Raw genomic sequence first — 22,109 nt, 5'->3', positions numbered from 1 at the left:
CCGGAAGACGATCATGACTCCGTTCACGAAAGGTCTCCTCTTACCGTGGAATGGCTCAGCGCTTCTCAAAACCGTTTACCGATCGGTCGATACGCCAAAGAGGCTGTGGACTGGTTGACCACAAATCTCTCTTTTTTCTTCGATTGGTTATCGTTCATTTTCGAAAGCGTCATTGACGCTCTGCTTTATCTGCTCCAGGCACCCCATCCGCTCATCATCGTGGCGCTGCTCACTGCGCTCTCAGCCTGGATGCGCCGCTCCATCGGCATGCCGCTGTTCACGGCCCTCGGATTACTGCTCATCATCAACCTGGGATACTGGAAAGCCACCACCGAAACCCTGGCTCTCGTCATTGCCTCCAGTGTGACCTGCATGGTTCTTGGCATTCCGCTCGGCATATTCGCCGCACGGCGCAAATGGGCCTATTCCATCATGCGCCCCGCTCTCGATTTGATGCAGACTATTCCAACCTTCGTGTATCTCATTCCAGCTCTGGTTCTTTTCGGGCTGGGAATGGTGCCGGGCCTGATCGCAACGGTCATTTTCGCTCTGCCGGCCCCCATTCGCCTGACCAGGCTTGGCATTATCTCCACCCCGCCCGCACTTGTCGAAGCAGCCGTCGCGTTCGGCGCGACACCATCGCAAGTGCTTCGCAAGGTGGAACTGCCCTTCGCTACGCCGCAAATCATGGCCGGACTGACGCAGACCATCATGCTGTCACTGTCCATGGTTGTCATTTCCGCGCTGGTCGGCGCCAATGGGCTAGGCGTTCCGGTGGTGCGTGCGCTCAACACCGTCAATATCGCCATGGGGTTCGAGGCAGGCCTCTGTATCGTGATCGTCGCGATCATACTCGACCGCCTGTTCCGCTTACCTGGCTCGGAGGATGAGGCATGAGTGACGCCATCATATTTGATCGGGTTGATATCGTCTTCGGAGACAATCCGGCAAAGGCACTGGCCATGCTGGATGCAGGGAAAACCAGAGCCGAAATCAACGAAGAGACAGGCCTCGTGCTGGGCGTGGCCAATGCCTCGCTGGCCGTAAAGGAAGGCGAAATTCTCGTTCTGATGGGGCTCTCGGGCTCCGGAAAATCGACACTGCTTCGCGCCGTCAACCAACTGGCACCCGTTGTGCGCGGCAGCGTCAGCGTCAAGACGCCTGAAGGCTATATCGACCCCTATCAGACATCGAAAAAATCACTCCGTGATCTGCGCATGCACACGGTATCCATGGTTTTTCAGCAATTTGGGCTGCTGCCATGGCGCAACGTGGCCGACAATGTCGGCTTTGGACTGGAGCTGGCAGGCCTGCCGGAAGCCCAGCGCAAAAAACGCGTGGCCGAGCAGTTGGAACTCGTCAATCTGTCCGATTGGGCAGACCGCAAGGTGGGGGAACTATCCGGCGGCATGCAACAGCGCGTGGGGCTGGCGCGCGCTTTCGCAACAGGCGCGCCGATCCTGCTGATGGACGAGCCGTTTTCGGCACTCGATCCCCTCATCCGCCACCGGTTGCAGGATGAGCTTCTGGAATTCCAGAGCCGCCTCAAAAAGACGATCCTGTTCGTCAGCCATGATCTGGATGAGGCTTTCCGCATCGGCAACCGCATCGCCATGATGGAAGGTGGGCACATCATCCAATGCGGCACGCCGCAAGATATCGTCAGGAACCCATCCAACAGCTACGTGGCGGAGTTCGTGCAGAACATGAACCCGATCTCCATGCTGACGGCGGAAGACGTGATGCGAAGAGGCGTGACGGCGGAAAATGCCGGGCTCTCCGTCAGCGGCACGGCCCGCCCCACCGCACCGCTAGTCGACATTCTCGATGCCATGGCAAAACAGCCCGGCGCGATTGGTATCGTCGACAATGGCGTGGTGGTCGGCACGGTCACTTCGGATGATGTCGTTCGTGGATTGACGCTTCACCGGCGAAAATAAATCTCCCGATGCCGGTCAAATCACTCCGTGGCCAGCCCGGCCACGGCAATGCACAGGCGTCATGTCAACGCGGACGAGTGTCCAAAACGGATTTGTAAGACCGATTTTCAATCACTTTAAATTAAGGTGAGAGAATTTGGGGGCGCTTAGCATTTGTAAACCAATCCGCACCCGCCAAAGTCATGAAAACGCAAAAATGAAATACCCACACAGCCGCAAAACTGTAAAAAATAACCCGTAAGAATGGGTTGAGACGAGGTAAAGTAGAACATTCGACTATTTTCCGTCAATAACAAGCAAAAATGACAGAATGTGAAAATTCTCTAATGAAGCAGGGGCTTTACCCTAGATTTAGGTATATACAACGATCTGGCCGAATTGGTACAATCAGGGCATATAACGTTTCGTTTTGCCAATGAGGCAGCCGCGGGGGCGGGTTCACTCAGGAGAAGTGAGAATATGAATACAGAAACTCTTTCAGAACAATCGACTGCAGCAGCGGGTCTCCTTTCCGCCATGGCCAATCCCAAGCGGCTGATGATTCTTTGCAGTCTGGTTGAAGGTGAAGTTCCAGTCGGCGTTCTTGCAACGCAGGTTGGCCTGAGCCAGTCAGCGCTTTCCCAGCACCTTTCCAAGCTGCGCGCACAGCGCCTGGTGAAGACACGCCGCGACGCGCAGACGATCTACTATTCCAGCACTTCGGATTCCGTGAAGAAGATCCTGGCGACACTCGAGGGAATCTACTGCGCACCGAGCGCGGAAAAGACCGCTGCCTGAATGATAGCGCAAACACCCTACGCTGAATGGTTTCATTAAAGCCGACAGCGTGGGTGACAGCGAGCAAAGCGCCATGTGTCCTCCAGCCGCATGGCGCTTCTTCCAATACTATTGCAATGCTTGGATCTGCGCCTTCAAGTTGGCCGCCGCATAAGCATAGCCTCCCTCACCGCCATCGACAAAATGCATATGATCCTTGGATAACGGGGATGGCACGATACAGGTCATCAGTGCCGTATCCTGCTCGTGCAGACCGTAAAAGCAGATACCCTCACGCGCCGCGCCCTCCAGCCTGGCCCTGATCTTTTTCAAGCTGTCGACGTCCACATCCACGGTCATTTTCAGGCCGTCATCGAATTTGCGGAAATCCGTATTGCTGGCGACCGATCGCTTGTATTGCACGGGATCGAACCGTCCCACCGTTTTTCGAAACCGATACAGAACGGTGATGATCGCCGTCTGGAAGAGTACCCAGGAAAGCTTGCGGACCTGCGAAATGCGGTCGCGGTAATTGGAAAGCGCTTTTGCCTCCAGAAACATTCCCTCTTTGATGAACCCCAGCGGGGGTCCTTCGGCGGGAACCGGATGGCCACCACGTCCATCATCATTGGCCAGCGCCACGATCTCTGCCACCAGATCCCGAAAAGCCTGCGCATCCTGGTTGGGGCCCGGAAGCGCAATGATCGAAACGACTTTGCCCCGCGCCGCTTTGATCGGATCCCAACGGCACGAAAGACCCGTCAGGTCAGGGCGCGCACCGGCTTCGGCCGGATGGATTAGATAGCGGCCGTTTTTCATCTGTTCATCGGCCCAGTGGTTTCCACCGCCAGAAAACATGGCATAGGACACATCATCGCTGGCTTGCAGCCGGGCCACGCGAACATCAAGTCCCTGCTCACGAATGGCTGAAAGCGGCACGATGGCAGCCCTCAGTGTCAAGCCGATATCATCGGCGACCCACGTCTGCACCCGTGACAGCGCCTCCCGCGCAGCATCGATCTGCGACGGCGCAATGGCCACCACAGCTCCGTCTCCGCCGAAGATGAAGGGAAGGTCATGCCTTTGCAGGGCGTTCAGAATTCCGGAGATGACGCCAGCACCCGCCATATTGACAGATTTGTAGCGGCCCGCATCAATCGCCCCGGTGGAATCGGTAATGTCTGCAAGCGCAAGCGCCCAGCCATCCGGCAGGGCACGGTACAGCATAGGGTCTGCCACATCCTCAAAATGCAGGAAGACTGGCAGGTTCTGTAAAAACTCTTCGTCAGTCGGCGTCATGCCGGTATTATCCTTCCATAAGCGATGAAAAACCAGCAGCCATTTATAATTCTGACGCGGCCAGTACTTTGCGCTCACACAGGATTTACGCGCCCGAGAACGCTTTGGATCAAACATGGCTTGCGAAATCGCCTCTGATGCGTATGACGACGGCAGGATGTCGGAAATCAAACATGAGACGACACCAGTCCCGCCCGCCGAAAGAGGTTTGCGCGCTTTTAGCGCAGTGCTTCCGGCGGCACATCGGGACCCAACCCAAGGAGAAACTGGAATGACCTTCAAAATTTTATCTGGCCTGACGCTGGCAGCGTCGGTCGCTTTCGCTCCAATGGCGCATGCTGAGATCGTAATCGGTCTTATCGCGCCGCTCACAGGCCCTGTTGCAGCCTATGGCGATCAGGTCAAAAAAGGCGCGCAGACCGCCGTTGACGTTATCAACAAGAATGGCGGTATTCTGGGCGAGCAGGTTGTCCTGAAGCTCGCTGATGATGGTGGCGAGCCAAAGCAGGGCGTATCTGCCGCCAACCAGCTCGTTGCCGAAGGCATCCGTTTCGTGGTCGGTCCCGTCACATCGGGCGTTGCCATTCCAGCCTCTGACGTCTTTGCGGAAAACGGCGTGTTGATGGTAACGCCAACAGCAACCGCACCTGACCTGACAAACCGCGAACTGTGGAACGTGTTGCGCACCTGCGGCCGTGACGACCAGCAGGCGCAGGTCGCTGGCAAACTCGTACTGGCACAGTTGAAGGACCGCCGCGTTGCGATCATTCACGACAAGGGTGCATACGGCAAGGGTTTGGCTGACTCTTTCAAGAAGACGCTGAATGAAGGCGGCGTGACCGAAGTCATGTATGATGCACTGACGGCAGGCGACAAAGACCTCAGCGCGCTGACGACTCGCCTCAAGTCTGAAAATGTCGATGTTGTCTATTTCGGCGGTTACCACCCTGAAGCGGGCCTTCTGGTTCGCCAGATGAACGATGTTGGCGCCAAGGCAACCGTTATCGGCGGCGATGGCCTGTCGAACTCCGAGTTCTGGAGCATTGGCGGAAACGCTGCTGCGGGCACCATCTTCACCAATGCAGCAGATGCAACCAAGAGCACCGATTCCAAGGCTGCGGCTGATGCCCTGACCGCCGCAAACATTCCCGCAGAAGCCTTCACGCTGAATGCCTATGCCGCTGTTGAAGTGCTGAAGGCAGGCATTGAAAAGGCTGGTAGCGCTGAAGATGCGGAAGCCGTTGCTAAGGTTCTGAAGGCTGGTGAGCCTGTTGCAACAGCCATCGGCAAGCTGACCTATGGCGAAACAGGCGACCTGACATCGCAGGCTTTCTCGCTCTACAAGTGGGAAAACGGCAAGATCGTTTCTGCCGAGTAATTTCGCTAATATGACAGATATGACCGGGTGCGGCGACGCGCCCGGTTTTCTTTAATGGCACATCATGGTGGACAAGCCATCGGCTCGTCTGGCTTAATCGTGACCAGATAAAAATCGAAATGAGGTGAAGCGTGGTATCGACACTAGAACGCAGGATCGATCAGGGAACAGGTCGCGAGAAGGCAGACATCGTTCTCAAGGGCGGCCGCTTTTTTGATCTGGTCACAGGCGAGCTTGTAGCGTCCGATATCGCGATCTGCGGCGACACGATCATCGGCACATGCGAAAGCTACGAAGGCGTCGAAACGATAGACATTACCGGCCAGATCGTTGTGCCAGGCTTCATCGATACGCATCTGCACATCGAATCGTCGCTGGTAACACCGCATGAATTCGACCGCTGCGTCCTTCCCTATGGCGTCACCACCGTCATCTGCGATCCGCACGAGATTGCCAATGTGCTCGGCAAAGAGGGTATCCAGTTCTTTCTCGATTCGTCCATGGAAACGATCATGGACATCAGGGTCCAGCTATCTTCCTGCGTACCGGCCACCCATCTGGAAACATCTGGCGCCGATCTGCCAATCGAAAGCCTGCTGCCTTTCCGCAACCACCCGAAGGTCATCGGCCTTGCCGAGTTCATGAATTTTCCGGGCGTGATCCACAAAGACCCGATCTGCATGGCGAAGCTGGAGGCCTTTCAGGGCCAGCACATTGATGGCCACGCACCACTGCTTTCCGGCACGGCGCTGAATGGTTATCTCTCAGCTGGCATTCGCACCGAACATGAATGCACCACCGCCGCAGAGGCGATGGAGAAAATCCGCAAGGGCATGCATATTCTGGTGCGCGAGGGTTCGGTATCCAAGGATCTCCACTCCCTGATGTCCATCATCACAGAGCGATTGTCGCCCTATCTCGCGCTGTGCACGGATGACCGCAACCCGCTTGATATCGCCGAGCAGGGCCATCTCGATTATATGATCCGCACCGCTATCGGAAGCGGCGTGGAGCCGCTAGCCATCTATCGTGCCGCATCCATTTCAGCCGCAAAGGCGTTCGGCCTCAACGATCGTGGTCTCATTGCGCCCGGCTGGCGCGCCGATCTGGTGGTGATTGACAGTCTGCAGAATTGCAAGGCCAACATGGTGTTCTCAGCTGGACGAAAAGTGACCAATGAGCTTTTCGCCACGCGTAAATCAATTGCGCCTGTAGGGCTCGATAGCGTCAAGGCTCGCCCCGTTCTGGCATCACATTTCGGCGTGCCCGTGACGGACAGTGAAACATCCGTCATCGGCGTTATGCCGGGCAAGATCATCACCGAGCATCGTCGTTACAAGCTGCCCACAGATGGAAACCAGACAAGCCTTGATCTGGACAATGACATCATCAAGGTCGCCGTCATCGAGCGCCACGGCAAGAACGGCAACCATGCAAACGGCTTCGTCCAGGGCTTTGGCCTGAAGAAAGGCGCAATCGCCTCAACCGTCGGGCATGACAGCCACAATATCTGCGTGGTTGGCGTCAGCGAAGATGACATGGCCTGCGCCGCAAATCGCCTCAGCGATATCAAGGGTGGCTTCGTGGTGGTTGAAGACGGCAAGGTTACGGGAGAAATCGCCCTGCCCGTCGCAGGCCTGATGAGCCTAGAGCCCTATGAGACCGTGCGTGATACGCTGCACGAGCTACGCAAGGCCGCCTACGCACTTGGAACAACGCTGGAAGAACCGTTTTTGCAGGTTGCCTTCCTTCCGCTGCCGGTCATTCCGCATCTCAAAATTTCGGATATGGGCATGGTGGATGTGGATCGGTTCGCACTCATTCCATAAAGTACAACCATAACAATATAATCGAAAATACTCATATTGAATTAACGGAGTCGCGCTAGATAACAAGCTTTGATGGATGGAGCTTGAGTATCGGGGCAACACGTGACTGTAACGAAGATCGATAAGTCGCAACTCAAAGTCGGGATGTTCGTTGAAGCAATCGAGGGTGCGTGGCAGGATAGCCCAACCCTCGGGCGGCGCTTCGTTATCCGGTCTGGCGAAGAGATCGATCTGATTTGCAGCACCGAGAGCGGCGGCGTCTTCATCAACACGTCTTTGGGGTGCGCCCCCACCGGCTGGACCACACCCGCCACCGAGCGAAACCTGACGAACGCCACCCGACAGGAAAAGCTGGAAGCTGCCGCGAAAATTCAGGGACAGGCAGCATCAGCAAAATCACTGGTCAGCGATATTTGCCAGGGTCGAGCTGTCACCGTGCAATCCTTCAAGCCGCTGGTGGACGATGTTGCGAGAACGATGGAAGAAAATCCATCGCTTTACATCGGCATGTCACGGCTACGGTCTCGCGATAGCGCAACCTACATGCACTCTGTTGCCGTTGGTGCCCTGCTGCTCCATTTTGGCCGATCCAAGGGCATGGATGAAGAAACGGTCCAGCACCTGTGCATGGCCGGCATGCTGCACGATATCGGCAAGCTCTATATTCCAAAGCACATTCTTCAAAAGCAGACTGTCCTGAACCTTGATGAACGCAAGGTGGTGGAAAAACACACCAGCCTGGGTTACGAGCTGCTGTCCGCAAACACGGATATGCCCCAGCTTGTTCTCGACATCTGTCGCTCTCATCATGAGAGGCTGGATGGCAATGGATATCCCGAGCAGCTTAAAGCTGACGCCATAAGCACCGAAGTGCGCATGAGCACCATCTGTGATGTCTTCGACGCGCTGACCTCCACACGCCCCTACAAGAAGGGCTGGTCATCGCAACAGGCACTCAGCTGGATGATGGGACGAGACGACCAGTTCGATAAAGAGCTGATCTGGCAATTCGTGCTCAGTCTTGACCCGGAGATGACAAAGGGCCTCTTTTAAGAGGCCCACCACTCACGCCAAAATCGCGCAGAACACATCCAGCCCATCGAGCTTTACCATCGTCTCGTCGAACAGCGGCTGGAAGCCCGGCATTGTCAGCACTTCATCAACTTTGAGATCAGTTGGAATGAGGAACTCCACCGGCTCCCGTGTGAGGTTGAACACGAAAAGCAGGCGCTCATGTCCCTTGGTTCGGGTAAAGGCCAGCAGGTCCTGCTGCGTGTCCAGAAACACCATGTCGCCATCGCGCAAGGCCGCATGATTTTTGCGAAATGCCAGCACGGCCTTGTAGTGGTTCAAGACCGAATCCGGCTTGCGCTCCTGCCCGTCGGCGGCCAGCATGGCGTGCGCGTAGGGCACCGGCAGCCACGGCTTTTCCGCCGTCGTGAAGCCAGCGCTGGGCTGTCCCGTTTCCCACACCATCGGCGTCCGGCATCCATCGCGCCCCTTGAAGGCTGGCCAGAACCGTATGCCATAGGGGTCTCGCAGGTCTTCGAATGCAAGCTCGGCCTCGGTCAGGGCAAGCTCTTCGCCCTGGTAAAGGCATATGGAGCCGCGCAATGTGGCAAGCACGCTGAAGGCAAGCTTTGCCACGCGCGTCTGCTCCTCCGGCCCTTCGGAAAAGCGGCTGAGATGGCGTACGACATCATGGTTGGAAAAGGCCCAGCAGACCCAGCCATCCGTGACGGCCTTTTGAAAACCACCGACCGCACCTCGGATATGGTCTGCGGAAAACTCCCCACCAAGAAGGTCGAATGTGTAGCACATGTTCAGCTTGTCGCCATCGGCGGTGTAGGACGCCACGGTTTTCAGCGACCGTGCACCATCACCCACCTCGCCCACCGTCATGCGCGCCTCATATTGATCCAGCAGCGCGCGGAACCGCTTGAGAAAGGCGATGTTCTCGATCTGCGTCTTGTCGTAAACATGGCTCTGCATGCCGTAGGGGTTCACATCGGGCGCATCGAGACCGGCATCATCGCTATCGGGCGCATGCGGCGGGTTGTTGCGCAAAAGCCTGTCGTGGAAATAGTAGTTCACCGTGTCCAGCCGGAAACCATCCACCCCGCGCTCCAGCCAGAAACGAACGGTTTCCAGCAGTGCATCCTGCACCTCGACATTATGGAAATTCAGGTCCGGCTGCGAGGCGAGAAAATTGTGCATGTAATATTGCTTGCGCACGCCATCCCATTCCCATGCTGGCCCGCCAAACACCGACAGCCAGTTGGTGGGGGCCGTTCCATCCGGCTTGGGGTCTGCCCAGACATACCAGTCGGCTTTCGGGTTGGTGCGGCTGGCGCGGCTATCCTTGAACCAGGGATGCTGGTCGGATGTGTGAGAAATCACCTGATCGATGATGATCTTCAAACCAAGGCGATGCGCTTCCGAAATCAGTGTGTCGAAATCCGCCAGAGTGCCGAACATGGGGTCTACATTGCAATAATCGGAGACATCATAGCCCATATCCGCCATGGGTGAGGTGAAGAAGGGCGAAAGCCAGATAGCATCCACGCCAAGCGACGCGATGTAGGGCAGCCGCTCCGTCACACCGGCGAGATCACCGAAACCATCGCCTGTCGTGTCCTGAAACGAGCGTGGATAGACCTGATAGATCGCCGCTCCCCTCCACCAGTCTCCGTAGTGTGTGGAAGTGTTGGCAGAGGCAATCAGGTCGGCCATGGGCAATCTCCGGTTAAGCTCGTCAAAGCATATAAAGGTAAGGTCTGTTCGTAAACGGCAATCCTATCAGTTTCAGCGAACAAGTCACTCATATGATGACTTGCCCTTGCCAGCCTGCGGCAAGCATCGTAATGCGGGACATCCATTCAAGGGAGGCAATTGCATGGGCGGACGGTTTCTTTCTATCGGCGAATGCATGGTCGAGCTTTCTCAGGCAGGCGACGGATTGCTGCGCAAAGGCTTTGCCGGCGATACGCTGAACACCGCCTGGTACGCCCGCGCCTGCATGCCAGCAGACTGGACTGTCGATTATTTCACGGCCCTCGGTGACGATCCTCTTTCGGAAGAAATGCTCGGCTTCATCAAGGCGGCAGGCATAGAAACCGCCAATATTTCTCGTCTCAAAGGCGGTACGCCCGGCCTTTATCTCATCAACCTGAAGGATGGCGAGCGCACATTCAGCTATTGGCGCAGCACATCAGCCGCCCGCCAGCTGGCAGCGGATGCCGACCACCTGCGCGGCACGATTGAGGCTGCCGATATGGTCTATTTCTCCGGTATAACGCTTGCCATTCTCAGCACGCCGGTTGCCGTTGACACATTTCTCGCAGAAATGCGGCGCGCCAAAGCGTCGGGAAAACAGGTGGTCTTCGACCCCAACATACGCCCCCGCCTTTGGGCCGACCGAAAGACCATGCTGAGCACCATTACCGATGGCGCACGCGCTGCGACACTGGTCATGCCGAGCTTCGATGACGAAGCTGCACATTTCGGCGATGCGGATGTTGAAGCTACAATTCACCGCTATAGCGCGCTGGGCGTGACGAACATTGTCGTCAAGGATGGCGCCAATGGCGCAACGCTGGATTTCGCAGGGACACGCTGCCATGCACCAGCGGTCCAGTCAGCAAAGGTGGTGGATACGACCAGCGCAGGCGATAGTTTCAACGGCGCGTTCTTGTCCAGGCTGGTCGCGGGCAGCACACCGGAAGCTGCCGCCGCTTTCGCGGCCAAAGCCGCCGCCACCGTCATCGGTCACCACGGTGCGCTGATCGACCCGGGCCTGCTGCCGAAGGACTGATCGGCTCCCTGACATGAAGCTGTAACATGCCTGTCCCATACACTCGTGGGAGCCCGACATCTTTTCGGGATTCCTCAGCGCGGAGGTCGGCATATCATGACCAGAATAACCATCGTCACTGATGCGTGGCATCCGCAAGTCAATGGCGTCGTGCGCTCCATTGAAAACACAAATGTTGAACTTGAGCGCATGGGCGTCGAAGTCTGCATGGTCACACCGCAGAACTTCCATTCCGTTCCCTGCCCGACCTACCCGGAAATCCGCCTTTCCGTCGCCAGCTATGGTCGTGTTTCGAAAGAAATCGCAAAAAGCCAGCCGTCCTACGTCCACATAGCAACCGAAGGCCCGCTGGGCTTCATGGCACGCCGCTGGTGCCTGAAACACAACATGCGCTTCTCCACCAGCTACCACACACGCTTCCCGGAATATGTGGCCGCACGCTTTCCAGTACCGGAAAGCTGGCTCTATGCCTTCGTGCGCTGGTTCCACAATGGCGGCAGCGCCTGCATGGTGGCCACACCAAGCCTTGAAACCGAATTGACTGCCAAGGGCGTGAAGAACCTGAAACGCTGGAGCCGTGGAATCGATGCCGCCCAGTTCTTTCCCCGCGAAAAACAGGCCCAACCGTTTGATCTGCCACGCCCCATCTTCATGACCGTTGGTCGCGTATCCGTGGAAAAGAACCTACCTGAATTTCTCTCTCTCGATCTGCCAGGCTCAAAGGTCGTGGTGGGCGATGGCCCGGCACGCGCTGAGCTCCAGCAAAAATACCCGGACGTTCTGTTTACCGGCGTTAAAACCGGCAAGGACCTTGCCGACGCCTATGCTCAGGCAGATGTTTTCGTCTTTCCGTCCAAGACAGACACATTTGGCAATACGATTTTAGAAGCACTTGCTAGCGGGGTGCCGGTCGCAGCATTTCCAGTCACTGGCCCCCTCGATATTCTCGGCGACCATCCCCGCGCTGGTGCGTTGAGCACGGATTTGCGCACCGCCTGCATGGATGCGCTGGATTGTTCCAGTGAAGCTGCACTTGCTCTATCGCGAACCTATTCCTGGGAAAAGGCATCGAGCCAGTTTCTCGACAACGTCACCTCGGCGGCGAGCAGCGGACTACCTGAATTTGGACCAAGAACTGCGGCCCGCAGCAGAAATATGCTGAAATTCGACGCTTTTTCCCGATAGACATGTGGACGAAGCCGGGCAAGGCTGTCACAAGACGCATCGGGACGCGACCGCCGCTATCTTTAGAGCGGGGTCGGGCTGCTGATTGACGTCAGGCGGCTGCCGCGAGATCACGCTGGCCGTCCTTTTTAATTCCCCGATAAAGCCTTACCACGCGCCCTGAAGGGCATGACCGACCAGAGGAATGGTCGTGGATTTTTCGGTTTGATCGACAACGGAAATGGATGACTGCATCTGCCTGGGCGACTTGCGAAACCAGCCTGCGGCAACCGATGCAAGGTCCCCGATCATGGCGTGCTTGCGCCAATCTGCAAAGCGACGGGCGGTCGCTTCCGGCTCGGATTTGTAATAGAAATCGCCTGACTGCGAGAGGTCGTTGATCGACGCTGCCATGTCGGACAATGGACGCTGAAACATTTTCGATGGCACAGAAAGCCCCTGCGCGGCCTCGGCAAAAGCTGGCGCCATGAAATCGATCGCCCAGCCATCTGCCTCGACCCAGCAGTGAAAATTCTCCCCCGCGCCGGTCACGTGGCCGTCTTCGCGGTGGTCGGCAAACAGGATCATCTTGCCATCGAGATTATAGGCCGCAAGCCCACCCTTGGGCTTGGCTTTGACCTTGTAATGATGCTCCAGAATGAAGGCACCGAAGGTGCTGAAATACATCGAAGCAGTTGCCGGATCAGCGTTCTCGTTGACCAGCAGGCTGTTGATGACGCGATAGATGCGGTGATAGTCGGTCTGCTTGATCAGCATGGGTTTTTACCTGAAATTCCACGATTCGATAGGGCACTGATCAACGCGATTAGATCCTCGGCACGAGGCCGAGGATGACGTCGAGGGTGGCGTGCGCCAATCAGCGCTTCTTCTTCGCCTTGCTTTCGAACGGGTTGTCCGAACCACGGTAGTGCACCCGGATCGGCACGCCGGGCATGTCAAAATCCTTGCGCAGGTTGTTGACGAGGTAGCGGGTATAGGACTCCGGAATGGCTTCCGGGCGTGTGCAGGAAATCATGAAGGCCGGTGGGCGGGCCTTAACCTGCGTCATGTATTTGAGACGCAGACGACGGCCTGAAACTGCCGGTGGCGGATGCTGGGTCACCTGCGCATCAAGCCATTTGTTCAGCTTGGCGGTGGAGATGCGGCGGTTCCAGATCTTGTCGGTATCAATGATGTTCTGCATCAACCGGTCAAGGCCATAGCCAGACTGGCCGGACATGGGAACAGCGCGAATGCCGCGTGCCTGCGGCAGCAGGCGTTCGGTTTTTTCGCGCAGGTCTGCCAGAAACGCCTGGGGGTCTTCGACTAGATCCCACTTGTTAAAAGCCAGCACAGCGGCACGGCCTTCGCGGATGACCAGATCGACGAGCTGCAAATCCTGCTTCTCGAAAGGAATGGTGGAATCAAACACGATGACCACGGTTTCCGCAAAGCGGATCGAGCGCAGCGAATCCGCTACTGAAAGCTTTTCCAGCTTCTCGGTAACACGTGCCTTGCGGCGCATGCCTGCGGTATCGAACATCTTGATGGTGCGGCCGCGCCAATCCCACTCAACCGAAATACTGTCACGGGTAATGCCCGCTTCAGGTCCTGTCAGAAGGCGGTCTTCGCCGAGATAACGATTGATGAGGGTGGATTTGCCAGCATTGGGACGACCGATGATTGCCACGCGCAGCGGCTTGGTCTCATCGTAAACGGGCTCTTCTTCCTCGTCGTCCTCGTCCTCGCCAAATTCGCCGCGGTGCAGCACGACATCCGTCTCAGCCTCGTCGAAATCGTCCTTCGGAAACGCTACGTCTTCACCAATGGCCGCGACGATGGCATCGCGCAGGTCGATCATGCCCTGCCCGTGCTCGGCAGAAATGGGGCATGGCTCACCGAGACCCAGCGTGTAGGCATCGTAAAAGCCGCCATCGGAGCCGCGTGCTTCAGACTTGTTGGCAACCAGAACCACAGGCTTGCCTCGGCGACGCAGCATTTCCGCCAGCGTCTGGTCAGCAGGTGTGAGGCCGAACTTGGCGTCCACGACAAACAGCGTCAGGTCAGCCTCTTCCATGGCCTCCTCCGTCTGCGCCCACATACGGCCCTGAAGTGTTTCAGGACCGGATTGCTCCAGACCGGCGGTATCGATGATGGTGAAGCGCAGGTCGATGAGCTTCGCATCGCCGGGGCGGCGGTCGCGGGTCACGCCCGGCGTATCATCCACAAGCGCGAGTTTTTTGCCAACCAGACGGTTGAACAGTGTGGACTTGCCGACATTGGGACGCCCTACGATGGCGACGGTGAAACTCATGGGGAAACCCTAACTTGAAACTATGGCGCGAACTTACGCTGCCTTGCCGGATGCGGCAATATTATCGAGCATGATACGTGCGCGGCTCGTTACGTTGCGCGGGGCCTGGGCATCAGACATGATCTGCTCAAACCACTGCTTGGCCTTCACGAAATCGCCAGCCTTGTAAGCCGCAAGGCCAAGCGCCTCGCGTGCGGAATTGCGCATGGCCTGGCCTTCGCTGGCCAGCACTTCCGCCTGCGCGGAAACCTGTTCGTAACTGCCGGTATCCACCAGCAGCCACGCGGCGCGAACCTTGGCCGTATCACGGAACACCTGTGGCGCGGATGTATCGTTGCCAATAGCTGTAAAGGCCGTGATTGCGCCGGGTACATCGCCCTTCTGGGCCAGAAGCGTGGCAGAGCGGAACTTTGCCAGAACCGGATAAGAACCGTGACCGGCCGTTTCCAGATCGGCCAGAGCCTTCAGCGCCTCGTCATTCTTGCCATCGGCGGCAAGCTTCAACGCGCTGGCAAACTGATCGCCAGAAGCCGATGCGCGGTTGCTGTTCCAGTATTCATAAATGCCAGTTCCGGCGGCCCCGGCAACCACGAGCACGGCGGCAACCACGACAACAATGCCATAGCGTCCCCAGAAATTGCTCATCTGCTCAGCGCGGATCTGCTCGTTTACTTCGCGGACGAATGTATCATTCTCGTTTGCCATCGAATTCTCCATTACCCGCACCGGATCCGTCACCGTTCATCTGGTCTGCGGACATGCCAAAGCCCTTGGCCGAGGCCAGCGCAAAAAGCCAACCACGGTCATTGCTCGGCCTTCTAGCCTATTTTCCCTTATATGTAAGGGGAAAACTCGTTTTTCTTACATCGCGAGCGGTTGAACGCCGATCAACCATTCGTGCAGCTTCCAGATGAAAGCAGCCCACAGCACAATGCCCAGCACAACGGCGAGGATGTCATAGTGTGCAGAGACGAACGGGCGGGTAACCACCTCGCCTGCCCTTGCGCGACGTTTCAGCGAAATTCGCACCACCACGCCCCAGGCGAGAATTGCCACAAAGAGCAAGACGGAAGACGTCTCTCCATTGGCAAGAAGATGCGCCAGCGCCCAGATCTTGACCGCCAGAACCAGCGGATGCTTCATCTTCGTTGCGATATGGCCAGCCGGAAGGAGGCTGGCGGCAAGACAGATCATCGAAAACAGCATCAGGGTCAGCGCGATATGGCTGGTCCAGATGGGTGGGGAATAGAGAATGCCGGTAACCTGACGTGCCTGCCCGAAGGCATAGGCGACGAAGGCGACGGCCAGAATGGAAACGACGGAATAGGCGCCTTTCCATGGTCCCTCACCCATCTGCGCGATCATTTTATTGCGAAAGCCCGGCGCGAATATCCGAACCGAATGCGTGCCCAGAAGAACGATGAGAGAGATAACAAGCAATAGCATGGAGAGCCCTTTGAATATGTCGCGCAAAGCGTATGAGCCTATGCTTAAAACAATGCTGCGAAAGCGCCAGCCTTAATCTGCTGCTGATTTTGCCTTGCCCCGCGAACGGCCGCGATTTAACGAAATTTGCAGACAAATCAAAGCTTCGCCTTATTGCATGGTCATGAAGCACCACCTTTTGCAGATGTGGTCATAATGTTACGTTCTATTGCTCTTCTTTCCTTATCAGTCGCCTTTGCCGCGCCCGTCAGCGCACAGACGGTGGAAAAGCCAAAACAATTGCTCCTGGTTTCCTTCGATGGCGCAGGCGATAACTCGCTGTGGGAGCGAAGCCGCGCAACCGCAAAAGAGGTGGGCGCGCATTTCACTTATTTCCTCGCCTGCACCTTGGTTATGGACCGCAAGACGAGCGCCAAGAGCTATCAGGGACCGGGCATGAAAGCTGGCCGCTCCAATGTCGGCTTCGGCCAGTCGGTTGAAGAGGTCGAGGCACGCCTTCAGAATATCTGGTCAGCCAGGCAGGAAGGCCACGAAATTGCCAACCACACCTGTGGCCATTTTGATGGTGGCAACTGGAGTGAAGAACAGTGGGATGCCGAATTCACCAACTTTACCAGCACCATGGAAAATGCGTGGCAGATGATTGGCAAGAAGGATGTGGAGCCGCAGGGCTGGCGGGATTTCGTTCACGGCATCAATGGCTTCCGCGCGCCCTATCTATCGCAAAGCGATGCACTCACCGCCGCCCAGAAGAAACACGGCTTCGTCTATGATGCCACCAGCATTACCAAAGGCCCGGCATGGCCGACCATGAAAAACGGCATCCAGCATTTCGGTCTGCCGCTCATTCCCGAAGGCCCCAGCAACCGGCCCATCATCGCCATGGACTACAATCTGTTCGTGCGCCATTCCATGGCCATCGAAAACAGAGAAAAGTCAGCTGAATTCGAGGAACGCGCCTATCAGGCCTTCCGCGCCGCCTTCGACAGACAATATGATGGCGAGCGCGTGCCGCTCCAACTCGGCTTTCACTTTGTAAAGATGAATGGCGGCGCCTACTGGAATGCGTTGGAGCGCCTGCTGCGTGAGGTCTGCAACAGGCAGGATGTCGCCTGCGTGACTTACGCGCAGGCCATGCCGATGATCGAGGCACGGCGGGCGCAGAAATCGCAGGGCTGAAAACCGCATGGGTTTGAAATGAAAAAGGGTGGCACATGGCCACCCTTTTCTGTGTCAGGTCGGCTTGTTCGCAGCCAACTCGCCATCCTCAGCTTCACGCTTGAGGTAACGCTGATCGATCTCCGGCAGCGGCTTATCGTCGATTGCAGCTTCGAAGGCCTTCAAGCGCTTATAGATGGAAAGAAGCTCAACGATCGTTGTCCAGGAATTGATGAGATACTGGAACGACCCACGCACCTGATCGAAGACGTTACCGATCTGCGTGAACACACCCAGCGTGATCTTCCCAGCCGCAATCGATGGAATGAGCACGATAAGGCTGTAGAGATTATCGGCCTGAAGATAGAAGATACGAGCGACGTTGAAGTACAGATAGTGGAAATAAAGACGGAAATAGTTTTTCCGCACATTCGAAAAGAGCTCCGCCACGGTAGCAGGGCGGGCGCGGTCTTCATGGTCCTCGCCATAAACAAGTTCTTTTCTGTACGCCGCTTCAACGCGCTGATTGCGGAACTCAAGACCGGGAAGCTTGATGCCGACGAGAGCGAGGAAGCCAGTGCCGAACAGTGACCAAACAATTGCGGCCCACACCAACGCATGCGGAATCTCACCGATGATCGGCAGTTCCGTGATTGTCTCGGAGAAGGTGAAGAGAACGGGCAGAAATGCGATCAGCGTCATGATCGCTCGCACCAGACCGACGCCCAAACCCTCGACGGTGCTGGAGAAACGCATCGTGTCTTCCTGAACACGCTGCGAAGCGCCTTCAATGTGGCGCAGGCGATCCCAGTTGGCCATATAAAATTCGTTCATCGCGGTGCGCCAACGGAAGATATAATGGCTGACGAAAAACAGATTGAGCACGCCAACTGTGATGGCGAAGAACAGAATACCAGTAACGCCGACAAGCCCCATATAGAGCTGCTCTGCCGTAACAGGCGCCGTCTTGGCCAGAGCCTGCTGGACGAGGTCGTAATAGGGACCGTACCACGCGTTCATTGCCACGCTGACCTGTACCGAGAAATAGGTCGCGAAAATAATCAGCGCCGAGCCCAGAATTGACCAGTTCTGCCATCTGTGCGGGCTGTAGATGAACCAGAACGCCGCAAACAGTGCGACGGCCGCTGTATAATAGAGATAGAACCACAGAAATGGGGTCGACCAGAAAACGGAAACGCCGGTAGCAGGCGGCTGGCCCGCAGGCAGGTCGGGCAGCCCAATTGCATTGCCCCACCCTCTTGCACCAGCGTACCAAAGCCCGATCATAAGAAGCGACCAGACGACGGCAGACGTGAAAAACAGTTTGGGTTTTGGGAAGAAGGAATGAAACACGTTTTGAACTCTCGCGAGCTTTGAGGTCAGCCATTATTGGCGAAGCAGTTTTGCGGGAAACTAGGGCAGAAATCCGTGTGCAGCAATGCAACAAACGCTAACTTACGAAGATGTAAGGTAGATGCGCGCTGCCGCAGCCGGAGATGAGGAAACCCTTAAACAAGGCATGCGTGCAGCCACCTGGCATTACTCTGCAAGCGTTAGGATCAATGGACCATTCTTGGTTGCGACGACGGTATGCTCAAATTGGACCGTTGGTGCGCTAGGGTCGCTGAACAGCGTCCATGGATCGTCATCGCCATCTTCGGCCCAATAGGCACCCATGGACAGGAAGGGCTCGACCGTAAACACCATGCCTTCGGTCATGATGCGGGTTTCATCCTTGTCCGGCCATGTGGCAAGCTCGGTCGGCTCTTCGTGCAGGGAGCGGCCAATGCCGTGGCTGGCGAGATTGGTGATCAGCGTGTAGCGGTTTTTCTTGGCGAAGGCGCCGATGGCATTGCCGATATCGGCCAGCGGACGGCCTGACTTGATCTGCTGCAAACCGGTCCACATGGCGCGCTTGCCATCCCGGCACAGCCGCTCGATCTCTTTCTTGAGAGGCGGAACGGCAAAGGACGCGCCGGTATCTCCGAAGAAGCCATCTTTCACCGCCGACACATCGATATTGACGAGATCGCCCGCCTTGATGATGCGGGGGCCGGGAATGCCGTGCGCCACTTCTTCATTGACGCTGATGCAGGTCGCACCCGGAAACTGATAGCAGAATTCCGGGGCAGATTGCGCGCCATTGTCTTCCAGCACCTTGCGACCGATGGCATCCATTTCCAGCGTCGTCATGCCCGGCTCCATCGCATCGGCCATGGTCTGCATCGCAAACCCGCAGATGCGGCCGATCTCTTTCAGCTTCGCCAGTTCTTCTTCGGAGGAAATAACCATTGTCGTCCCGTTGTTTTTCAGGCCGTGGCTTTCGCGCTATCGCTCCTGCCAGTCAATTCTTTTCTCACAATCGGGGCGACTTTGGTGCCGTAAAGCTCGATACCGCGCATGATCTGGTCATGCGGCATGAGGCCAATGGCCATTTGCAGCAGAAAACGATCGTTCTTGAAGACACTATGTGCCTTGATGATCTTTTCCGCGACCAGCTCGGGGTCACCGAGGAACAGATTGCCCTCAGGACCGCGCGCCACGTCATAATGCGCACGGTTGGTCGGTCCCCAGCCGCGTTCACGCCCAATGCGGTTCATGACCTCGGCCTGCGGCCCGTAGAACTGGTCGGCGGCCTTTTCGGTCGTATCGGCAATAAAACCATGCACATTGATGCTGGTTTTCTGCTTCGCTGGCTCCTGCCCGGCGCGGCGTGCTGCCTCGCGGTAAAGATCAAATAGCGGCGCGTAGCGGCGGTATTCGCCGCCAATAATCGCCAGCGCCACAGGCAAGCCCATGGCCCCTGCCCGTGCCACGGACTGCGGAGTGCCACCGACGGCAATCCATATCGGCAGATGGTCCTGGAAGGGGCGCGGATAAACTCCGCGTCCGTTGATGGGCGGATGCTTGGAGCCGGACCACGTCACGATTTCCTTCTCGCGAAGCGTCAGAAGCAAATCCAATTTTTCGCTGAACAATTCGTCGTAGTCTTCAAGATTATATCCAAACAGCGGATAGGACTCGATGAAGGAGCCGCGGCCCGCCATGATTTCGGCACGGCCATTGGACAGGAGATCCACCGTTGCAAATTGCTGGAACACCCGGATCGGATCATCCGAGCTCAGCACGGAAACAGCGCTCGTCAGCCGGATGTTCTTGGTTTTCACGGCTGCTGCAGCCAACACTGTTGATGGCGATGAAACCGCATAATCCGGGCGGTGATGTTCGCCCAGACCAAACACATCCAGCCCCACCTGATCGGCAAGCTCGATTTCTTCCAGAAGGTCTTTCAGCCTGCGCGCACCCTCGGCACCCTTGCCGCCAGGCGCGTTCGGATCGACATCCGCAAATGTATAGAGACCCAATTCCATGTCTAACCCTCAATGATGTTTCTTGAGAGATAGGGATAGAATGAGAGCGAGGCAAACCCAAAAAGCCGAAAGGACCTATCGAGAGATTCGATAGGCCAGACGGCGGCGCTTCGGTTCTAGACTGAACTCAGGGTGCGCCGCACGGCATTTCGCCACCCCTTGATCTTGCGCTCGCGGGTCTCGTCATCCATTTGCGGCTCGAACCTGTTGTCGCGAGACCAGGCTTCAGAAAACGCCTTCATATCCGGCCAGACACCCGCCTTGCTGCCCGCAAGCCAGGCGGCACCAAGGGCTGTCGTTTCAAGGATCACAGGGCGGTCAACCGGTGCATCGATGAGGTCGGACAGGCGCTGCATCGTCCAGTCAGAGGCTACCATGCCGCCATCGACACGCAGCACGGTGTCGCCATTGGCGTTCTTCCAGTCCTTGTGCATGGCATCCAGCAGATCTCCGGTCTGGTAGCAGACGGCTTCCAATGCAGCGCGCGCAAACTCTGCCGGACCGGTGCCGCGCGTCAGCCCAAACATGGCGCCACGCGCATCCGCATCCCACCAGGGCGCGCCAAGACCAACGAAGGCAGGCACCAGATAAACGTCCTGCGATGGGTCTGCCTTCTCGGCAAGAGCACCGGTTTCGGATGCGGAACCGATGACCTTCATCCCATCGCGCAGCCATTGAACGGCAGCACCGGCGACGAAGATGGACCCTTCCAGCGCATAGGTGGTCTTGCCATCCAGACGGTAGGCAATGGTTGTCAGCAGCCGGTTCTTGGAGCGAACCATGTCTTTGCCGGTGTTTAAAAGTGCAAAGCAGCCGGTGCCATAGGTGGATTTGAGCATGCCCGGCTCAAAGCAGGCCTGCCCGATCACGGCTGCATGCTGGTCACCCGCCACACCGAGAATAGGGATAGGCGCACCAAAAAGTTCGGCATCCGCCACGCCAAATTCGGCGGCGCAATCCAGAACCTCAGGCAGAACAGACGCTGGCACATCAAGAATTTCGAGAAGCTGCTTGTCCCAGGCGTTCTTTTCGATGTTGAACATCAGCGTGCGAGACGCATTGGTGGCATCCGTCACGAAGGACTTGCCGCCGGTCAGCCGCCAGATAAGGAATGTATCGACCGTGCCGAAGCACAGCTCGCCCTTCTCGGCGCGCTTGCGCGCACCCTTGACCTTCGAAAGCAGCCAGGACAGTTTTGTGCCAGAAAAATACGGATCGAGCAGCAGGCCGGTCTTCTTGGCGAACACCTTCTCGTGCCCGTCCTTCTTCAGCTTTTCGCACAGCTTGGCGGTGCGCCGGTCCTGCCAGACAATGGCATTGTGCAGCGGCTTGCCGGTGTCACGCTCCCACAAAAGCGTGGTTTCGCGCTGGTTGGTAATGCCGATGGCGGCGATGTCAGACGCCTTCACTCCGGCCTTTTCCAAAGCCTGCTTGATCGACCAGACGACACTTTCCCAGATCTCTTCCGGATCATGCTCCACCCATCCGGAATCAGGGAAAATCTGCCGGAACTCTTTTTGCCCCGTCCCTGCCACCCGCATCGAACCATCAAAAACGATGGCGCGTGTCGATGTCGTGCCTTGGTCGATGGCGAGAATATAACCGCCCATGCATGCCTCCCGGAATAAAGTTTGGCGCAA

19 protein-coding genes are annotated in these 22,109 nt (G+C 57.0%); 9 read left to right on the top strand and 10 right to left on the bottom strand.

Annotated features, from left to right (window positions below; genetic code table 11):
* Window positions 1-45 precede the first annotated feature (45 nt).
* From choW to RQI55_RS01325, 3 genes are all read left to right on the top strand, one after another.
* On the top strand, window positions 46-897 hold the full coding sequence (gene choW / locus RQI55_RS01335; protein WP_311272314.1) for a choline ABC transporter permease subunit: 852 nt from the start codon (window positions 46-48) through the stop codon (window positions 895-897).
* Entirely contained in the window at window positions 894-1,940 is a 1,047-nt protein-coding gene (gene choV / locus RQI55_RS01330) for a choline ABC transporter ATP-binding protein (RefSeq protein WP_042617357.1), read from the top strand. The genes choW and choV overlap by 4 nt, the downstream gene beginning before the upstream one ends.
* A gap of 459 nt (window positions 1,941-2,399) precedes the next feature.
* Window positions 2,400-2,717 (top strand): helix-turn-helix transcriptional regulator, encoded by a 318-nt coding sequence (locus RQI55_RS01325; RefSeq protein WP_042617358.1) that lies wholly within the window; start codon window positions 2,400-2,402, stop codon window positions 2,715-2,717.
* 108 nt (window positions 2,718-2,825) lie between these two features.
* Here the strand turns inward: RQI55_RS01325 and RQI55_RS01320 are convergent, their stop codons facing one another.
* Window positions 2,826-3,995 carry a DUF3095 domain-containing protein gene (locus tag RQI55_RS01320; protein ID WP_042617359.1) on the bottom strand — a complete coding sequence of 390 codons (1,170 nt, stop codon included), beginning with the start codon at window positions 3,993-3,995 and terminating at the stop codon, window positions 2,826-2,828.
* A gap of 271 nt (window positions 3,996-4,266) precedes the next feature.
* Between RQI55_RS01320 and RQI55_RS01315 the strand changes: the two genes are divergently transcribed.
* From RQI55_RS01315 to RQI55_RS01305, 3 genes are all read left to right on the top strand, one after another.
* Window positions 4,267-5,373: a branched-chain amino acid ABC transporter substrate-binding protein gene (locus RQI55_RS01315; RefSeq protein WP_192064235.1), complete on the top strand. Its 1,107-nt coding sequence runs from the start codon at window positions 4,267-4,269 to the stop codon at window positions 5,371-5,373.
* Window positions 5,374-5,504: 131 nt separating this feature from the next.
* Window positions 5,505-7,202 (top strand): adenine deaminase, encoded by a 1,698-nt coding sequence (ade, locus tag RQI55_RS01310; protein WP_243255270.1) that lies wholly within the window; start codon window positions 5,505-5,507, stop codon window positions 7,200-7,202.
* A 102-nt stretch (window positions 7,203-7,304) separates the two neighbouring features.
* A complete protein-coding gene (locus RQI55_RS01305; protein WP_311272315.1) occupies window positions 7,305-8,255 on the top strand; it encodes an HD-GYP domain-containing protein in 951 nt (316 codons plus the stop codon).
* A gap of 12 nt (window positions 8,256-8,267) precedes the next feature.
* On the opposite strand, the gene RQI55_RS01300 is transcribed toward RQI55_RS01305, so the two are convergent.
* Window positions 8,268-9,935 (bottom strand): alpha glucosidase, encoded by a 1,668-nt coding sequence (locus RQI55_RS01300; RefSeq protein ID WP_311272316.1) that lies wholly within the window; start codon window positions 9,933-9,935, stop codon window positions 8,268-8,270.
* Between the two features lie 163 nt (window positions 9,936-10,098).
* Between RQI55_RS01300 and RQI55_RS01295 the strand changes: the two genes are divergently transcribed.
* Together RQI55_RS01295 and RQI55_RS01290 are read left to right on the top strand one after the other, a co-directional pair.
* Complete coding sequence (locus RQI55_RS01295; RefSeq protein WP_042617364.1) at window positions 10,099-11,016, top strand: sugar kinase; 918 nt, start codon at window positions 10,099-10,101, stop codon at window positions 11,014-11,016.
* Window positions 11,017-11,112: 96 nt separating this feature from the next.
* Window positions 11,113-12,201 (top strand): bifunctional monoglucosyl/glucuronosyl diacylglycerol synthase, encoded by a 1,089-nt coding sequence (locus RQI55_RS01290; protein ID WP_311272317.1) that lies wholly within the window; start codon window positions 11,113-11,115, stop codon window positions 12,199-12,201.
* Window positions 12,202-12,348: 147 nt separating this feature from the next.
* Here RQI55_RS01290 and RQI55_RS01285 read toward each other — a convergent pair whose 3' ends face one another.
* The 4 genes from RQI55_RS01285 to RQI55_RS01270 all read right to left on the bottom strand — a co-directional run bounded on the left by RQI55_RS01285 (window position 12,349) and on the right by RQI55_RS01270 (window position 15,940).
* The gene (locus RQI55_RS01285; protein WP_311272318.1) at window positions 12,349-12,957 is read right to left on the bottom strand and encodes a DUF2026 family protein; all 609 of its coding nucleotides are present in this window, start codon (window positions 12,955-12,957) and stop codon (window positions 12,349-12,351) included.
* 100 nt (window positions 12,958-13,057) lie between these two features.
* Window positions 13,058-14,494 (bottom strand): ribosome biogenesis GTPase Der, encoded by a 1,437-nt coding sequence (gene der, locus RQI55_RS01280; protein WP_192064242.1) that lies wholly within the window; start codon window positions 14,492-14,494, stop codon window positions 13,058-13,060.
* Between the two features lie 33 nt (window positions 14,495-14,527).
* Window positions 14,528-15,199, bottom strand: coding sequence for a tetratricopeptide repeat protein (locus RQI55_RS01275; RefSeq protein ID WP_311272319.1), 672 nt, complete (start codon window positions 15,197-15,199; stop codon window positions 14,528-14,530).
* Window positions 15,200-15,355: 156 nt separating this feature from the next.
* A complete protein-coding gene (locus RQI55_RS01270) occupies window positions 15,356-15,940 on the bottom strand; it encodes an NnrU family protein (RefSeq protein WP_311272320.1) in 585 nt (194 codons plus the stop codon).
* Between the two features lie 195 nt (window positions 15,941-16,135).
* On the opposite strand from RQI55_RS01270, the gene RQI55_RS01265 reads away from it, so the two are divergent.
* Complete coding sequence (locus tag RQI55_RS01265) at window positions 16,136-17,119, top strand: polysaccharide deacetylase family protein (RefSeq protein WP_243255260.1); 984 nt, start codon at window positions 16,136-16,138, stop codon at window positions 17,117-17,119.
* Between the two features lie 54 nt (window positions 17,120-17,173).
* On the opposite strand, the gene sbmA is transcribed toward RQI55_RS01265, so the two are convergent.
* The 4 genes from sbmA to glpK form a co-directional block, all read right to left on the bottom strand.
* Window positions 17,174-18,451: a peptide antibiotic transporter SbmA gene (gene sbmA, locus RQI55_RS01260; RefSeq protein WP_243255258.1), complete on the bottom strand. Its 1,278-nt coding sequence runs from the start codon at window positions 18,449-18,451 to the stop codon at window positions 17,174-17,176.
* A gap of 186 nt (window positions 18,452-18,637) precedes the next feature.
* The gene (gene map / locus RQI55_RS01255) at window positions 18,638-19,390 is read right to left on the bottom strand and encodes a type I methionyl aminopeptidase (RefSeq protein WP_243255256.1); all 753 of its coding nucleotides are present in this window, start codon (window positions 19,388-19,390) and stop codon (window positions 18,638-18,640) included.
* A 17-nt stretch (window positions 19,391-19,407) separates the two neighbouring features.
* Window positions 19,408-20,469, bottom strand: coding sequence for an LLM class flavin-dependent oxidoreductase (locus RQI55_RS01250; RefSeq protein WP_243255254.1), 1,062 nt, complete (start codon window positions 20,467-20,469; stop codon window positions 19,408-19,410).
* 116 nt (window positions 20,470-20,585) lie between these two features.
* Window positions 20,586-22,079: a glycerol kinase GlpK gene (gene glpK / locus RQI55_RS01245; RefSeq protein ID WP_243255252.1), complete on the bottom strand. Its 1,494-nt coding sequence runs from the start codon at window positions 22,077-22,079 to the stop codon at window positions 20,586-20,588.
* Between the last annotated feature and the right edge of the window lie 30 nt (window positions 22,080-22,109).

It is taken from the genome of Rhizobium sp. WCS2018Hpa-16, from assembly GCF_031843705.1.
GTDB classification, from domain to species: domain Bacteria; phylum Pseudomonadota; class Alphaproteobacteria; order Rhizobiales; family Rhizobiaceae; genus Agrobacterium; species Agrobacterium tumefaciens_C.
The sequence above is the reverse complement of the archived record's forward strand: the minus strand, read 5'-3'. Positions and strand labels throughout refer to the sequence as shown.

Coding starts and splice junctions, on each gene's coding strand:
- RQI55_RS01315 (WP_192064235.1), top strand. CDS start 4,267: ATGACCTTCAAAATTTTATCTGGCCTGACGCTGGCAGCGTCGGTCGCT.
- choV (WP_042617357.1), top strand. CDS start 894: ATGAGTGACGCCATCATATTTGATCGGGTTGATATCGTCTTCGGAGAC.
- RQI55_RS01270 (WP_311272320.1), bottom strand. CDS start 15,940: ATGCTATTGCTTGTTATCTCTCTCATCGTTCTTCTGGGCACGCATTCG.
- RQI55_RS01265 (WP_243255260.1), top strand. CDS start 16,136: ATGTTACGTTCTATTGCTCTTCTTTCCTTATCAGTCGCCTTTGCCGCG.
- RQI55_RS01300 (WP_311272316.1), bottom strand. CDS start 9,935: ATGGCCGACCTGATTGCCTCTGCCAACACTTCCACACACTACGGAGAC.
- RQI55_RS01295 (WP_042617364.1), top strand. CDS start 10,099: ATGGGCGGACGGTTTCTTTCTATCGGCGAATGCATGGTCGAGCTTTCT.
- RQI55_RS01325 (WP_042617358.1), top strand. CDS start 2,400: ATGAATACAGAAACTCTTTCAGAACAATCGACTGCAGCAGCGGGTCTC.
- RQI55_RS01250 (WP_243255254.1), bottom strand. CDS start 20,469: ATGGAATTGGGTCTCTATACATTTGCGGATGTCGATCCGAACGCGCCT.
- RQI55_RS01275 (WP_311272319.1), bottom strand. CDS start 15,199: ATGGCAAACGAGAATGATACATTCGTCCGCGAAGTAAACGAGCAGATC.
- map (WP_243255256.1), bottom strand. CDS start 19,390: ATGGTTATTTCCTCCGAAGAAGAACTGGCGAAGCTGAAAGAGATCGGC.
- der (WP_192064242.1), bottom strand. CDS start 14,494: ATGAGTTTCACCGTCGCCATCGTAGGGCGTCCCAATGTCGGCAAGTCC.
- RQI55_RS01290 (WP_311272317.1), top strand. CDS start 11,113: ATGACCAGAATAACCATCGTCACTGATGCGTGGCATCCGCAAGTCAAT.
- RQI55_RS01320 (WP_042617359.1), bottom strand. CDS start 3,995: ATGACGCCGACTGACGAAGAGTTTTTACAGAACCTGCCAGTCTTCCTG.
- glpK (WP_243255252.1), bottom strand. CDS start 22,079: ATGGGCGGTTATATTCTCGCCATCGACCAAGGCACGACATCGACACGC.
- RQI55_RS01285 (WP_311272318.1), bottom strand. CDS start 12,957: ATGCTGATCAAGCAGACCGACTATCACCGCATCTATCGCGTCATCAAC.